Source organism: Mycolicibacterium anyangense (assembly GCF_010731855.1).
Lineage (GTDB): Bacteria > Actinomycetota > Actinomycetes > Mycobacteriales > Mycobacteriaceae > Mycobacterium > Mycobacterium anyangense.
Window position 1 is genome coordinate 2,706,002 of sequence record NZ_AP022620.1, and the last position, 13,481, is coordinate 2,719,482.

The 13,481-nt window shown below is 70.2% G+C and carries 14 protein-coding genes and 1 pseudogene; 5 read left to right on the forward strand and 10 right to left on the reverse strand.

What is annotated here, in order from left to right; genetic code table 11:
- Positions 1–36: 36 nt before the first annotated feature.
- The 4 genes from G6N35_RS12565 to G6N35_RS12580 form a co-directional block, all read right to left on the reverse strand.
- Complete coding sequence (locus tag G6N35_RS12565; protein ID WP_163804547.1) at positions 37–972, reverse strand: glucosyl-3-phosphoglycerate synthase; 936 nt, start codon at positions 970–972, stop codon at positions 37–39.
- A complete protein-coding gene (folP, locus tag G6N35_RS12570; RefSeq protein ID WP_163804548.1) occupies positions 969–1,844 on the reverse strand; it encodes a dihydropteroate synthase in 876 nt (291 codons plus the stop codon). The genes G6N35_RS12565 and folP overlap by 4 nt, the downstream gene beginning before the upstream one ends.
- Before the next feature lie 93 nt (positions 1,845–1,937).
- A complete protein-coding gene (gene fadD6 / locus G6N35_RS12575) occupies positions 1,938–3,722 on the reverse strand; it encodes a long-chain-acyl-CoA synthetase FadD6 (RefSeq protein ID WP_163804549.1) in 1,785 nt (594 codons plus the stop codon).
- Between the two features lie 38 nt (positions 3,723–3,760).
- A complete protein-coding gene (locus G6N35_RS12580) occupies positions 3,761–4,330 on the reverse strand; it encodes a cytokinin riboside 5'-monophosphate phosphoribohydrolase (RefSeq protein ID WP_163804550.1) in 570 nt (189 codons plus the stop codon).
- A gap of 75 nt (positions 4,331–4,405) precedes the next feature.
- On the opposite strand from G6N35_RS12580, the pseudogene G6N35_RS12585 reads away from it, so the two are divergent.
- A pseudogene (locus G6N35_RS12585) lies at positions 4,406–5,554 on the forward strand (AAA family ATPase); the annotation flags it as partial.
- 7 nt (positions 5,555–5,561) lie between these two features.
- Here the strand turns inward: G6N35_RS12585 and dapE are convergent.
- On the reverse strand, positions 5,562–6,635 hold the full coding sequence (dapE, locus tag G6N35_RS12590) for a succinyl-diaminopimelate desuccinylase (protein WP_163804552.1): 1,074 nt from the start codon (positions 6,633–6,635) through the stop codon (positions 5,562–5,564).
- A 47-nt stretch (positions 6,636–6,682) separates the two neighbouring features.
- On the opposite strand from dapE, the gene dapD reads away from it, so the two are divergent.
- Positions 6,683–7,627: a 2,3,4,5-tetrahydropyridine-2,6-dicarboxylate N-succinyltransferase gene (dapD, locus tag G6N35_RS12595; RefSeq protein ID WP_163804553.1), complete on the forward strand. Its 945-nt coding sequence runs from the start codon at positions 6,683–6,685 to the stop codon at positions 7,625–7,627.
- A gap of 25 nt (positions 7,628–7,652) precedes the next feature.
- Here dapD and G6N35_RS12600 read toward each other — a convergent pair whose 3' ends face one another.
- The 4 genes from G6N35_RS12600 to G6N35_RS12615 form a co-directional block, all read right to left on the reverse strand.
- On the reverse strand, positions 7,653–8,123 hold the full coding sequence (locus G6N35_RS12600) for a DUF5078 domain-containing protein (RefSeq protein WP_163804554.1): 471 nt from the start codon (positions 8,121–8,123) through the stop codon (positions 7,653–7,655).
- 81 nt (positions 8,124–8,204) lie between these two features.
- A complete protein-coding gene (locus G6N35_RS12605; protein WP_163804555.1) occupies positions 8,205–8,483 on the reverse strand; it encodes a hypothetical protein in 279 nt (92 codons plus the stop codon).
- A gap of 47 nt (positions 8,484–8,530) precedes the next feature.
- Entirely contained in the window at positions 8,531–8,878 is a 348-nt protein-coding gene (locus tag G6N35_RS12610) for a VOC family protein (protein WP_163804556.1), read from the reverse strand.
- Positions 8,869–10,275 (reverse strand): acyl-CoA synthetase, encoded by a 1,407-nt coding sequence (locus G6N35_RS12615; protein ID WP_163804557.1) that lies wholly within the window; start codon positions 10,273–10,275, stop codon positions 8,869–8,871. Before G6N35_RS12615 ends, G6N35_RS12610 begins: the two co-directional genes overlap by 10 nt.
- A gap of 74 nt (positions 10,276–10,349) precedes the next feature.
- On the opposite strand from G6N35_RS12615, the gene G6N35_RS12620 reads away from it, so the two are divergent.
- From G6N35_RS12620 to G6N35_RS12630, 3 genes are all read left to right on the forward strand, one after another.
- Positions 10,350–10,838 carry an NUDIX domain-containing protein gene (locus G6N35_RS12620; protein WP_163807646.1) on the forward strand — a complete coding sequence of 163 codons (489 nt, stop codon included), beginning with the start codon at positions 10,350–10,352 and terminating at the stop codon, positions 10,836–10,838.
- Between the two features lie 111 nt (positions 10,839–10,949).
- Complete coding sequence (locus G6N35_RS12625) at positions 10,950–11,453, forward strand: Rv2253 family sensor-like surface protein (protein ID WP_163804558.1); 504 nt, start codon at positions 10,950–10,952, stop codon at positions 11,451–11,453.
- A 9-nt stretch (positions 11,454–11,462) separates the two neighbouring features.
- Positions 11,463–12,749, forward strand: coding sequence for an acyltransferase family protein (locus G6N35_RS12630; RefSeq protein ID WP_163804559.1), 1,287 nt, complete (start codon positions 11,463–11,465; stop codon positions 12,747–12,749).
- On the opposite strand, the gene G6N35_RS12635 is transcribed toward G6N35_RS12630, so the two are convergent.
- Complete coding sequence (locus G6N35_RS12635; protein WP_163807647.1) at positions 12,715–13,473, reverse strand: sulfite exporter TauE/SafE family protein; 759 nt, start codon at positions 13,471–13,473, stop codon at positions 12,715–12,717. The two genes, G6N35_RS12630 and G6N35_RS12635, sit on opposite strands and share 35 nt — an antisense overlap.
- Between the last annotated feature and the right edge of the window lie 8 nt (positions 13,474–13,481).

Below are 13,481 nucleotides of genomic sequence, written 5' to 3' on the forward strand. Positions count from 1 at the left end.
GGCGTGTACTCGAACTTTGGCTGCGTCGCGTCGATCTCAGCGCAGGGTGTTCATCGGCGGCCGGTCGGCCAGCGACACCTGCGTGGTGCGCGGCAGGTACTCGTCACCCTCGGGCAGGAACTGGGTCAGCCCCACCCCGGAGTCGGCGATCCCGCAGCGGGTCAGCAGAGTGGCGATCACCTGCCTGCTCATCGCCCCAAGGTCGGTCAGCGGACGGTTGCGGTGCGCCCGCACACCCAGGTTGACCTGGGCGATCGCATCCAACCCCAACCGGTCGTAGGTATCGATCAGGATGCCGATCTCCACCCCGTAGCCGGGCGCGAACGGCACCGAGGTCAGCAACTCCCGCGTCCCGGCGTACTCCCCGCCCAGCGGTTGCAGCACGCACCCGAGCTCCGGGCGCAGCGCGGCCAGCAGGGGGCGGGCTACCAGCTCGGTGACCCGGCCCCCGCCGTTGGGGTCCTCCCCCTTGCCGACCGTCAGTGGACGCCGATAGAAGCCCTTGACCAGGTGAATCCCCCGGCCGGTGAGGATGGGGCCGACCAGCCGGGGTACGAACATCGGGTCTGGGTCGATCAGGTCGGAGTCGACGAAGACGATGATGTCGCCGGTGGCGGCGGCCAGCGAGCGCCACAGCACCTCGCCCTTACCGGGCTGCGACTCGATCTCGGGGAGGGCTTGTTCGCGGCTGACCACGCGGGCACCGGCGGCGACGGCGACGATCTCGGTGTCGTCGGTGGATCCGGAGTCGAGCACGATGAGTTCGTCGACGAGCGTGCCCAGCATCGGTCTGATGGTCTTGATGACCGATCCGACGGTCTCTTCCTCGTTCAGGGCGGGCAGCACCACGGAGATGGTGCGGCCCCGCTTGGCGACCACCAACTCCTCGACCGTCCAGGTCGGGCGCGACCAGCTGTGGTCGGCGAGCCAGGTATCACCGGGAAGCGTGTCATTGGCCGCGAGATCAGTCATTGCAGTCCCCTCACCGTGCGCGTCGGTGGACGATCCCCCCGGATCGACGCAACCATCTCCAGAACACGGCGGGTGGGACCCACCTCGTGCACCCGGAACATCCGGGCACCGTCGGCGGCGGCGAGCGCCGTTGCCGCCAGTGTCCCCTCCAGCCGTTCGGTCAACTCCGTACCCAGAGTCTCCCCGACGAAATCCTTGTTGCTCAGCGCCATCAGGACGGGCCATCCGGTCTTAACGAGATCGTTCACATGACGCAACAAAGTAAGGCCGTGGTAAGTGTTCTTGCCGAAATCGTGCGTCGGGTCGATCAGGATCGAGTCGCGGGCCACCCCCACGGCGACGGCGTGTTCGGCGGCCGCGGTCACTTCGGCGATGACGTCGTCGAGCACGCCGGTGACCGTCGTGCCGTAGTTGACCCGGAACGGCCGCGTCCGCGGCACCGCACCGCCGGTGTGCGAGCACACCAGCCCGGCCCCGAACTCGGCGGCCACCTCGGGCAAGCCTGGGTCCGCACCGGCCCAGGTGTCGTTGATCAGGTCCGCGCCGGCCGCGCAGGCCTGCTTGGCCACCGAGGCGCGCCAGGTATCCACACTGATCAGCTGGTCGGGGAACTCCGCGCGCAGCCACTCGATGAACGGCACGACGCGGGCGACCTCCTCGTCGGCGTCGACCAGGGTGCCCGGACCGGCCTTGACACCGCCGACATCCACGACGTCGGCGCCTTCGGAGATCACCCGGTAGGCAGCGGCCTTGGCGGCCTCGTCGGTGAACGTCGCGCCCCGGTCGTAGAACGAGTCGGGGGTGCGGTTCAGAATCGCCATGATCAGGGCGCGATCACCGGCCACCGGCCGTCCGCAGAACGTCGACTTCACCCCACCATGGTGCCTGGTCACGCCGAGATCGACGAAATGGTGTGCCCCACTCGCGATTCCTCGGCGAAACCGACGTTTCGGCGAACCCGCAGGTCAGCCCTTAGGTCGCTGACCTGCGGCGACTTCGGCCGGGTACGAGTCGTAAAACGGCACGTAGCCCTCCTCACGGCCGTTCAACACGTATAACGGGTCGCTGACATCCTCGCCGTAGCCCTGCTTGCGCAGGTCCACCTTGCGGCTCTTGAACGTCGAGGTGGTCTCCAGGGACTCCACCACCCGCACGAACAGCGGCACCGCGTAGCCGGGCAACGTGCCGTACAGCGTCGCGGCCAGCGCCTTGCCGTCGAACTGGGCACCCTCGCGCAGCTTGACCGCCGCCATCCCGGCCCGTCCGCCGGTGTCGGGTACCTCGACGCCGAAGACCGTCGCCTCCTCGACGTTCCCGTCCTCCCCCAGGGCACCCTCGACCTGGGTGGTGGCGACGTTCTCGCCCTTCCACCGGAAGGTGTCCCCGAGCCGGTCGGAGAACGCGGCGTGCCCCATGCCCTGCGGGTTCATCACGTCGCCGGTGTTGAACCAGACGTCGCCCTCCTTGAAGGCGTTGCGCACCAGTTTCTTCTCACTGGCCGCCTTGTCGGTGTAGCCGTCGAACGGTGCCAGCTTGGTCACCGGGCTCAGCAGCAGACCGGGCTTACCGGCCGGCACCTTGCGCACCCGGCCGTTCTCGTCGCGCACCGGCTCGCCGGTCTCCGCGTCGTACTCGACATAGGCCAGCGGCAGCGGGCTGATGCCGGTGGTCTTCGGGATGTTGAAGATGTTGATGAACGCCGCGTTGCCCTCGCTGGCGGCGTAGAACTCGGCCACCCGGCCGATGCCGAACCGGCGGGTGAACTCCTCCCAGATCTCCGGGCGCAGTCCGTTGCCGGCGATCACCCTGATCTTGTGCGCCCGGTCGGTGTCCTTGGCCGGCTGGTTGAGCAGATACCGGCACACCTCGCCGATGTAGATGAAGGCGGTGGCCTCCATCTCGATGACCTCGTCCCAGAACCGCGATGCCGAGAACGACTTGCCCAGCGCCAGGGTGCCGCCGGCGTTGATCACCGACGACACCGCGACCGTGAGCGCGTTGTTGTGGTAGAGCGGCAGCGGGCAGTACAGGGTGTCGTCGCTCTTGAGCCGCAGGCCCAGCCCGCCGAACGCGGCCAGTGCCCGCAGCCAGCGGTGGTGCGTCATCACGCTGGCCTTCGGATGCCCGGTGGTCCCCGAGGTGAAGATGTAGAAGGCGGTGTCGCGCGCCTGCACCTCGGCGGCCGATGCCGGATTACCGGTCGGCTTGCCGGTGGCCTGCTCGCGCATCTCCTCGATGGTCATCAACTGGGCGACCTGCGCGCCGCTGTCGGTGATCGGCTCGATCAGGTCGGACTCGGCCACCACCACCGTGGCCTCGAGCAGTCCGATGCTGTGCGCCAACACATCTGAGCGCTGGTGATAGTTCAGCATCCCGGCTACCGCACCGCACTTGACCGCAGCCAGCATCATCAGCACCGCGTCGGGCGAGTTGCGCAGCATGATCCCGACCACGTCGCCGCGGCGAACTCCCTTGTCCGCCAACACCGCTGCGTAGCGGTTGGCGGTCGCGTTGGCCTCCCGATAGGTGACCTTCTGGGCACCGAACCGGATGAAGACCCGGTCGCCGTAGCGGGCCGCACGATCCTGGAACACCTTGCCGATCGAGGCCTTCGAGGTGGGCAGGGCCAGCAGCCCGGTCAGCGCGCCGCGCACGATCACGGGGGCGTCCATCACCACCGATGGCAACCGGGTCGCCAGGTCGAGCAGCCCGACCGAGTGTTTGTGCGAACCAGCGTCGTCACCGGACACGTGCGCCACCTCTTTCGTGGTTGGGGGTGCCGGCCAGCCTAGCCGCGGCCGCCGGAGCAGAGATCCAGCGCGGTGTCGACGTCGTCGGCCACCAGGAGCCGGTCGAGCGCCGCAGGTGCGACGTAGCCGGTGTCGACCAGGGATGCCAGCCATTTCCGCAGGCCGTCATAGTGGCCGGCGGGGTCGAGCAGCACCACCGGCTTGTCATGCATTCCCAGGTACCCAGCTGTCCAGGTTTCGAAAAGTTCCTCGAGCGTGCCGATTCCGCCGGGCAGCGTGATGAACGCGTTGCTGCGGTCCTCCATCACCTGTTTACGTTGCCGCATGGTGTCGGTGACGATGAGTTCGTCGGCGTCGACGTCGGCCAACTCGCGGTGTACCAGCGCCTTGGGGATAACGCCGACGGTCTTGCCGCCGCCGTGGCGGGCGCCGTCGGCCACCGCCCCCATCGCCGAGACGTTGCCGCCGCCGGAGACCAGGGTCCAGCCGCGCGCGGCGATCCCCGCACCCACCCGGCGAGCCAGGTCGAGCAATTCGGGATGACGCGGGCCGGAGGCGCAGTAGACGCACACCGCCCATTCGGAACCGGAATCAGAGTGGGGCTGCACCCGAGAAACCTAGCGCGCAGCATTTCGCCGTGCCCACCGGTGGCCGCGCCCTACACTGCGGCAGTGTCACTGTCGCTGGAAGCCACGCTCGCCAAAGCACAGGAGCTGGCGTGGCAGGGCCTCGGCCGGGAGGCGGCCGACGTGCTGGCCGGCGTCGATCCGGCCACGCTCACCGAGTCCGAGCTGATGGCATGGGCGCTGCCGCGGGCGGCCAACCAGTTCTGGATGCTCGACGAGCCCGAACGCGCGACGGCGTTCCTGCGCAGCCTGCGCGCCCGGGTGTCCTCGGGTCCGTCGGTCGCCACCGTCGACGCCCTGCTGGGCACGTTCGCGATGAACGCCGGCAGTCCGCACCGTGCGATGGAGTTGGCCGGTGCGGTGCTCGCGTCCGCCGACGCCGACGATCAGGCCGTCGGGTGGGCGGCCGCGGCGGCCGCGCTGTGCACCGCGCGGATGGGCGCGTTCGCCGACGTCGACGAGCTCGCCGACCGGGCCATCGCCGCCGGGCATCCGGGGCTGCTGCGATTCACCTCCGCCTTCGGGCAGACGACGGCGCTGGTGCTCTCCGGTGAGCTGGATCGGGCGCAGGCGCTTGCGCAGCAACTGGTGGACGACGCTCATGGCGCGCAACCCGCACACGCGATCGGCACGGTGCTGCTCGCCGACGTGCTGATCGCCCGCGGGGATCCCGCCGCGGCCGCCGACCTGCTCGGGGAGGCGGCCGCCGCACTGGCACCGACCGGCTACTCCTGGGGACCGCTGGCCTGGATGCTGCTGGCCCGCGCGGTCGCCCAGGCCGGCCGCCTCGCCGACGCCGGCCGCATCCTCGCCCGTGCCGAGGCCAAGCACGGCCTGAAATCGATGCTGTTCGCGCCGGAACTGGAGCTGGCGAAGGCGTGGACGGCCGCCGCCCGCAGGGACGGCGCGGAGGCGATCAGCGCCGCGCGCGCCGCCGCCAAGACCGCCGAACGCGGCGGGCAGACGGCCGTGGCGCTGCGCGCGTGGCTCGACGCGGTGCGCCTCGGTGACACCCGGGCCGCCGAGGCGCTGGATCGGCTGGCCAGCGACACCGTCGTCGGACGTCTCACCCTCGACTACGCCAGGGCGCTGCGCGCACGGGACGCCGCCGGACTGCTCGCGGCGTCGGCGGCTTTCGCCGGCATCGGGATGGTGGGCGTCGCCGCCGACGCCGACCGGCAAGCGAATGCCCTTGCCGGCCAGTAACTCTGATCTAACCGCCCAAATACGCGCGCAACACCTGGGTGACCGAGGTGATCTGCGCGACGGCGACCCGCTCGTCGCGTTTGTGCGCCAGATTCGGGTCGCCGGGGCCGTAGTTCACCGCCGGGATGCCCAGCGCGGCGAAGCGCGCCACATCGGTCCAGCCGTACTTGGCGCGCACCATGCCGTCGGCGGCGTCGACCAGCGCGGCGGCGGCCGGGTGGTGCAGCCCGGGCAGCGCGCCGGCGGCCACGTCGGTCTGCTCCAGTGTCACGTCGAGGCCGTCGAACACCTCGCGGACATGGTCGAGGGCGGCCTGCGGCGAACGGTCCGGGGCGAACCGGAAGTTCACCGTCACCGACGCCGCATCCGGGATGACGTTGCCGGCCACTCCCCCGTCGATGCGCACCGCCGACAGGCCCTCACGGTAGGTGCAGCCGTCGATGTCGACGATCCGTGCGTCGTAGCCGGCCAGCCGGTCCAGGACGGCGCCGAGTTTGTGAATGGCGTTGTCGCCCAACCAGGATCGGGCGGAATGTGCGCGGGTGCCGGTCGCCGAGATCACTACCCGCAGGGTGCCCTGGCAGCCGGCCTCGATGTAACCGCCGGAGGGCTCGCCGAGGATCGCGACGTCGGCGGCCAGCCAGTCCGGCAGCTCGCGTTCGATGCGGCCCAGGCCGTTGGCCGAGGCCTCGATCTCCTCGCAGTCGTACATCACCAGGGTGATGTCGTGCACCGGGTCGGCGACGGTGGCGGCCAGGTGCAGGAAGACCGCGTCACCGGATTTCATGTCCGAGGTGCCGCAGCCGAACAGGTGGTCGCCATCGACCCGGGACGGCACGTTGTCGGCGATCGGCACGGTGTCGAGGTGACCGGCCAGCAGCACCCGTGACGGGCGGCCGAGGTGGGTGCGCGCCAGCACCGCATCACCGTTGCGGATGACCTCGAAGCCGGCAGCCTGCTCGCGCAGGGCGGCCTCGACCGCGTCGGCGATGCGCGCCTCGTCGCGCGACTCACTGGGGATGTCGACGAGGGCGGCGGTCAGCGCGATCGGATCCGCGCTCAGGTCCAAAGCGTCCGGCACAACTTCCCAGGCTAGCGGGCGGTCGCGATGGACTACCCTCTAGCACCGTGACTTCTGCTGCAGGCATCGGACTGGCCACCATCACCGAGGACGGCACCGTCCTGGACACCTGGTTCCCGGACCCCGAGCTGGGCGCCTACAGCCCGGCGGGCACCACCCGGCTGTCGGAGGCCGACGCCCCCGACGAGTTCGCCGCCCTGAGCGGGCCGGACGCCGACCGCGGCGTCGAGGTGATCGCGGTGCGCACGGTGATCGCCGACCTGAACGACAAGCCGGCCGACACCTACGACGGCTACCTTCGCCTGCACCTGATCTCGCACCGGCTGGTCGAACCGCACGGCTGCAACCTGGACGGCATCTTCGGCACGCTGACCAACGTGGTGTGGACCAACTACGGCCCGTGCGCCGTCGAGGGGTTCGAGCAGACGCGGCTGCGGTTGCGCGCCCGCGGACCGGTGACGGTGTACGGCATCGACAAGTTCCCCCGGCTGGTCGACTACGTGGTGCCCACCGGCGTGCGGATCGCCGACGCCGACCGGGTGCGCCTGGGCGCGCACCTGGCGCCGGGCACCACCGTGATGCACGAGGGTTTTGTGAACTTCAACGCCGGCACGCTGGGCGCCTCCATGGTGGAGGGCCGGATCTCGGCGGGTGTGGTGGTCGACGACGGTTCCGACGTCGGTGGCGGCGCCTCGATCATGGGCACCCTGTCCGGCGGCGGAACCGAGGTGATCTCGGTGGGCAAGCGCTGCCTGCTGGGGGCGAACTCGGGGCTGGGCATCTCGCTGGGCGACGACTGCATCGTCGAGGCCGGGCTCTACGTCACGGCCGGCACGAAAGTCACCACACCGGACGGCGCGACCGTCAAGGCGCGGGAGTTATCCGGCGCGAACAACCTTCTGTTCCGGCGCAATTCGATCACCGGCGCAGTCGAGGTGGTGGGCCGCGACGGTCAGGGCATCGCACTCAACGAGGCACTGCACGCCAACTGACGCTCATCGCGCAGAGTCGCCGTCGTTACCCGGCGCTGGCCCAGTCCCACACCGACATGTCACCGCGCGGATAGTTCATGCAGACGTCGGTGGCCTTGGCCACCACGCCCTTGTTGTTGAAGAACAGCTTGGCCCAGTTGCCCCAGTGGGTGGCCACCTGTTCGTAGTAGATGTTGGTGGCGGTGTCCTCGGAGTACTGCCGGCGCGCGGTCGGGTCGAGCGAGAAGAACCAGTGGATACGGTCCTCGGCCATCTGCTGGATGTCGGCCGGCCGGTTGCTGCGGTCGATCATGTACCGCTCGAAGTAGACCGGGCTGGTGTCCCGGGCTGCGGCCATGTACTGCTCGGCGTCGCACTGCGTGATGATCATCCGATGCGGAATCGGATAGTCGTCGCTGGCGTCGGCGGCGGCCGGGCCGGCCGCCGCCAGGCCCGCGATGGCCGCGGCGGCGAGGGTGAGAGTCGCTCGTGTCGCGCGACCCGGAAGTCCAGTCATGATGTCTCCTACCTCAGCGTTCCGCAGCCTTTGAACGATTAGCCTTGCTCACTATATCGCCGGGCGCAACCCGTCCCGCGGTCACCCACCGTTGGTGACCGGGTTCGACGTCAGCGTGATGAACCCGTCGTTGATCCACACACCCCAGCGTCCGCCCCACATGGACGTCCACACCACCGGTTGGCCGTCCCAGACCTGTGCGGGCTTCGGCGGCGCCCAGGCCGGGGGTTCTTCGCCCAACGCGGGCGGTGGGGGCGGCGCCGGATCGGCGACGGCCGGGCCGGCGCCCAGCCCGAGGAGACCGGCCGCGAGGCCGCCTCCGACCACGACAGCGGACAGCGCACGGGTGAAGAAGGTCATGCCCCATTTCATATCCGGCGGCGATGACAGTCAAACGGCGGCCCCCGCTATTGCGCGGCCAGGATGCAGAATTCGTTGCCCTCGGGGTCGGCGAGCACCACCCAGCTCTGCTCCCCCTGGCCGATGTCGATCCGGCGCGCCCCCAGTGCGACCACCCGGTCGACCTCGGCCTGCTGATCGGTGGGCGTGAAGTCGAAGTGGATGCGGTTCTTGACCACCTTGTCGTCGGGGACCGCCAGGAACAGCCAGTCCGGGCCGGCGCCGACGGGTGCGCGCAGGGCCACGTCGCCGTCGTCGGTCGGCTCGGCGGGCCAGCCCAGCACACCCGACCACCACGCCGACAACGCCTCGATGTCGTGGGCGTCGATGCAGACCTCGGTGAATCTCAGCCCCATGTCATCAGCTCCTTCTTGACCACCTTGCCCATGGCGTTGCGCGGCAGCGCGTCGACAAGCCGCACCTCTCGCGGTCGCTTGTGCACCGAAAGCTGTTCGGCGACATAGGAAATCAGATCCTCGGGCGCGGCGTCGCCGACCACGAACGCAACGATGCGCTGCCCCAGGTCGTCATCGGGCAGCCCGACGACGGCCGTCTCCGACACCCCGGGATGGCCCAGCAGCACCGTCTCGATCTCCCCCGCCCCGATCCGGTAGCCGCCGGACTTGATCAGGTCCACCGATTCCCGGCCGACGATCCGGTGCATGCCGTCGGAGTCGATGACGGCGGCGTCCCCGGTGCGATACCAGCCGTCGGACTCGAACGCCTCCGCGGTGGCATCCGGCCGGTTCAGGTAGCCGTCGAACAGCGTTGGCGTCCGAACCTGAAGGCTGCCAATGGTTTCCCCGTCGTGCGGCACCGATGAGCCGTCCTCGCCGCGCAGCCGGGTCTGCACACCGGTCAGCGGCAGGCCCACCCAGCCCGGGCGCCGTTCCCCGTCGGCCCGGGTGGAGATGGTGATCAGCGACTCGGTGGAGCCGTAGCGTTCGACCGGGGCGTGCCCGGTGAGTTCGGTGAGCCGATCGAACACCGGCACGGGTAGCGCCGCCGATCCGGAGACCAGTAGCCGCGCGCCAGCCAGCGCCGCCGCGGCGGCCGGTTCGGAGACCACCCGCGACCACACCGTCGGCACCCCGAAGTACAGCGTTCCGCCCGCTGCGGCATAGCTCTGCGGCGTGGGTTTCCCGGTGTGCACGAAGCGATTTCCCACCCGCAACGACCCCAGCAGACCCAGCACCAGCCCGTGCACGTGGAACAGCGGGAGCCCGTGCACCAGCGTGTCGTCCGGGCTCCACTGCCAGGCCTGGGCCAACGCGTCGATGTCGGCGGCTACCGCGGCCCGGCTGATCAGCACACCCTTGGGCAACCCGGTGGTGCCCGAGGTGTACATCACCATCGCGGTGCTCTGCGGCGCCGGTTCGGGGTAACGATGCCAGGATCGGGCATGCAGGCGCACCGGCACGTGCGGCAGGCCGCCCGGGTCGGCGGGCGCCTCCCCCAGCCAGGCCTGCGCACCGGAGTCGATGAGCATGTGGGTGCGCTCGGCCACCCCGACGTCGGCGGGCACCGGCACGAACGGCACGCCGGCGATCAGGCAGCCGGTGATCGCGAGCACCGTCGCGGCAGTGGGGGTGGCCAGGATCGCGACCCGCTGCGCACCGCCGACCCGTTCGGCCACGGAGGTGGCGGCGCCCACCAGATCGCTGCGGGACAGGGTCATTGCGTCGATGCGCACCGCGTCGCCGATATCCGCTCCGGCAGCGACGGCGGCCGGGTTCAGCGAGGCCAGCAGCACGTCGCCGAGGCTACTCTTGCGCCGTGCAGCCGATCACCGCGATCTCCTCCCGCGAGGTCTACCGCAACGCCTGGATGACCGTGCGCGAGGACGTCATCCGCCGCCCGGACGGGTCCACCGGTATCTACGGCGTCGTCGACAAGCCGTCCTACGCCCTGATCATCGCGGTCGACGGTGATCGGGTGGCCCTGGTGGAGCAGTTCCGCTATCCGCTCGGCGAGCGGCGCTGGGAGTTTCCCCAGGGCACCGCGCCGGGCCGCGCCGAACTCGACCCCGCCGAACTGGCCGTCCGCGAACTGCGCGAGGAGACCGGACTGCGGGCCGGCTCGCTGACGGCGCTGGGCCGCCTGGACATCGCCGCGGGGATGAGCAGTCAGCGCGGGTGGGCATTCCTGGCCACCGACATCACCGAGGGTGACCCGGACCGCGAGCACGAGGAGCAGGACATGCACTTCGACTGGTTCACCCGGGCGCGGTTCGAGGAGATGATCCGCGCCGGTGAGGTCACCGACGCCCAGTCCATCGCGGCCTACGCGCTGCTGCTGCTCGCCGAAGGCCGGTAACGGTCCGGTCATGGTTGGATCACGATCGCAACGACTCCCGTTGGCGCAGCACCGGTTCGGCATTTACTGACGCCTAGGGTGATTCCTGACGAAGCCGACGTAAGAGGGGACATGGGGACCGGCCGGTTGGGAGTCACGATTGTCGCTGTGGCGACCGCCTGCACGGCAGGGCTGGTCAGCCCGGCATCGGCGCACGGGGCGCCGCTGGCCTGGAACGGGCGCTACCAGATGACCACGTACGCCTCGCAGAAGGCCGGCACCAGCCCGGCGACGCGCCAGAAGGAGAACGACTTCGGCGCCACCTTCACACTGTCGACGAGTTGCTCGGGCGGCACCTGCGTGGCCACCGTCGTCGACGGCCCGGCCCCGAGCAACCCCACCATCCCGCAGCCGACCCGCTACACCTGGAACGGCTCGGAGTGGACCACCACCTACGACTGGGCGTGGGACTGCTTCCTGGGCGACGGCTACCAGAAGCAGTGGAGCCCGGCGACATCGTGGGCGTTCTACGCACCGCAGCCCGACGGATCGCTGCGCGGCACCTGGCACACCGATATCGCCTCGGGCCCGTGCCGCGGCAGCGTCGTGATGCCGGTCGTGGCGGTCCCGGCCTGACCTGAGACCATGCCGAGCGCCCGCAACCACGCCGCCGACCTGTACCGGGTCCTCGCGCTGGTGATGGTCGTCATCGGGCACTGGATCACCGCGGCCCTGACCTACCGCGATGGTGCGTTCTACCGGCAGAACCCGCTGGTGGAGCTGCCCTGGACGCAGTGGCTCACCTGGCTGTTCCAGGTGGTTCCGGTGTTCTTCGTGGTGGCCGGCTACGCCAGCGCGGTGTCGTGGGGCCGGCTGGCCGACGACGGACCGTCGCGACAGACCTGGATCCGGCACCGGCTGACCCGGCCACTGGGGCCGACGGCGGTGTACGTGCTGATCGTGCTTCTGGTCGTCGCCGCTCTGGCCGCCGTAGGAGTGCCCGGGGCCGAACTGGATTTCGGTGCTTGGGCGGTGGCCATGCACCTGTGGTTCCTGGGCATCTACGTCCTGGTGATCGCGCTGACGCCGGTCGCGGTGGCCGCGCACCGCCGGTGGGGACTGTGGGTGCCGGTGGCCTTGGTGATCGCGGTGGCCGCCGTCGACGCGGCGACCATCGGCGCCGGCGTGCCGTACCTGGACTGGCTGAACTACCTGCTGCCGTGGGCAGCGCTCTACCAGCTCGGCATCGCCTGGCAGGACGGCGCGCTGCGGGCCCGCCACGAGGTGCCGCTGGCGATTGCGTCGGCGGTCGCACTGGTGCTGCTGGTGACCGTCGGGCCGTATCCGATCAGCATGATCGGGGTGCCCGGGCAGACGCTGAACAACACCTCGCCGCCCAACCTGGCGCTGCTGGCTTTGGGCCTCACCCAGACCGGGCTGGTGCTGGCGATTGCACCGACGGTGAACCGGGCGCTGAATTCGGCTCGGGCGCAACGGTTCCTGGCCGTCGCCAACGACAATGTGATGGCGCTGTACCTGTGGCACATGGTTCCGGTGGTGATCGTGGCGCTGGTCGGCTACCCGACCGGGCTGCTGCCACAGCCCGAGCCGGGGACGGCAGCCTGGTGGTGGTTCCGGCTGGCGTGGGTGGCAATCCTGGCCGTGGTCGCCGCGGTGGAACTGCTGCTGCTGTGGCGGGGGCGGGCGTTCTTCGCCGCCCCGGTTCCCGCTGTGGGCGTGCCGGTTCCGCCGTGGGTGGGCTGGGTGTCGATGGGCACGGGCACCATGGCGGTGGCCGCGGCGCTGACGAAGATCGCCATCGACGGTTTCGCACCCGGCGGGCAGCTGCCGATCGCGACGGCGGGATGGTTCGCCACGGGTGTGGCGCTGATCGCGCTCACCCCGCGCGATACGCCTGCAGACCGAGTCTGACCGCCAGCACCAGTCCCGCCACCCCGATCAGGATGCGCAGTGGCGTGGCCGGGGTGTGCCGCACCACGATCGGGCCGAGCCGGGCCCCGAGGAGTCCCCCGGCACCGAGGGCGATCATCTGTGGCCAGTGCATCGGCGCCAGGACCACGAAGATCAGGGCGGCCACGGTGTTGGCCAGACCGAGCAGGACGTTCTTGGCGGCGTTGGCGTGGGCCAGGCTGGCCGAGCCGAGGTGCAGCAGCATCGCCAGGAACAACACCCCGGCGGCGGCACCGAAATAGCCGCCGTAGAGCGCGATCCCGAATATCGCGAGGAATTCGGCGGCAACCGCTCCGCGGCGCCGCGCACCGCCGGCGGGCCCGGGCCGGCGCGGGATGACGATCGCCACCGACGCCACGCCGAGCAGGATCGGGACCAGCTTCTCGAAGGCATCGGCGGGAGTGGTCAGCAGCAGCGTCGCACCCGCGCCACCGCCGAGTGCGGCCACCGGGGCACTGCGGGCCAGCCAGCCCCATTGCCCGGCGAGCTCGGGCCGTGACCCCCACGCCGAGCCGATCCCGTTGAACACCAGGGCCACGGTGTTGGTCACATTGGCCGCCACCGGCGGCAGTCCGACTGCCAACAGCGCCGGATAGGTGGCCACCGAGGCGAACCCGGCGATGCTGCCTGCCAATCCACCCAGTACACCGGCGATCACCAGGGTGACGGCGTCCAGTGCGCTCAGGGTGCCTT

Bases quoted from the DNA above. Each gene is read 5' to 3' on its own strand.
- G6N35_RS12610 (WP_163804556.1), bottom strand. From the start codon at position 8,878: ATGGGGCTGAGATTCACCGAGGTCTGCATCGACGCCCACGACATCGAG.
- G6N35_RS12625 (WP_163804558.1), top strand. From the start codon at position 10,950: ATGGGGACCGGCCGGTTGGGAGTCACGATTGTCGCTGTGGCGACCGCC.
- G6N35_RS12600 (WP_163804554.1), bottom strand. From the start codon at position 8,123: ATGACTGGACTTCCGGGTCGCGCGACACGAGCGACTCTCACCCTCGCC.
- G6N35_RS12565 (WP_163804547.1), bottom strand. From the start codon at position 972: ATGACTGATCTCGCGGCCAATGACACGCTTCCCGGTGATACCTGGCTC.
- G6N35_RS12605 (WP_163804555.1), bottom strand. From the start codon at position 8,483: ATGACCTTCTTCACCCGTGCGCTGTCCGCTGTCGTGGTCGGAGGCGGC.
- G6N35_RS12620 (WP_163807646.1), top strand. From the start codon at position 10,350: ATGACCGTGCGCGAGGACGTCATCCGCCGCCCGGACGGGTCCACCGGT.
- G6N35_RS12630 (WP_163804559.1), top strand. From the start codon at position 11,463: ATGCCGAGCGCCCGCAACCACGCCGCCGACCTGTACCGGGTCCTCGCG.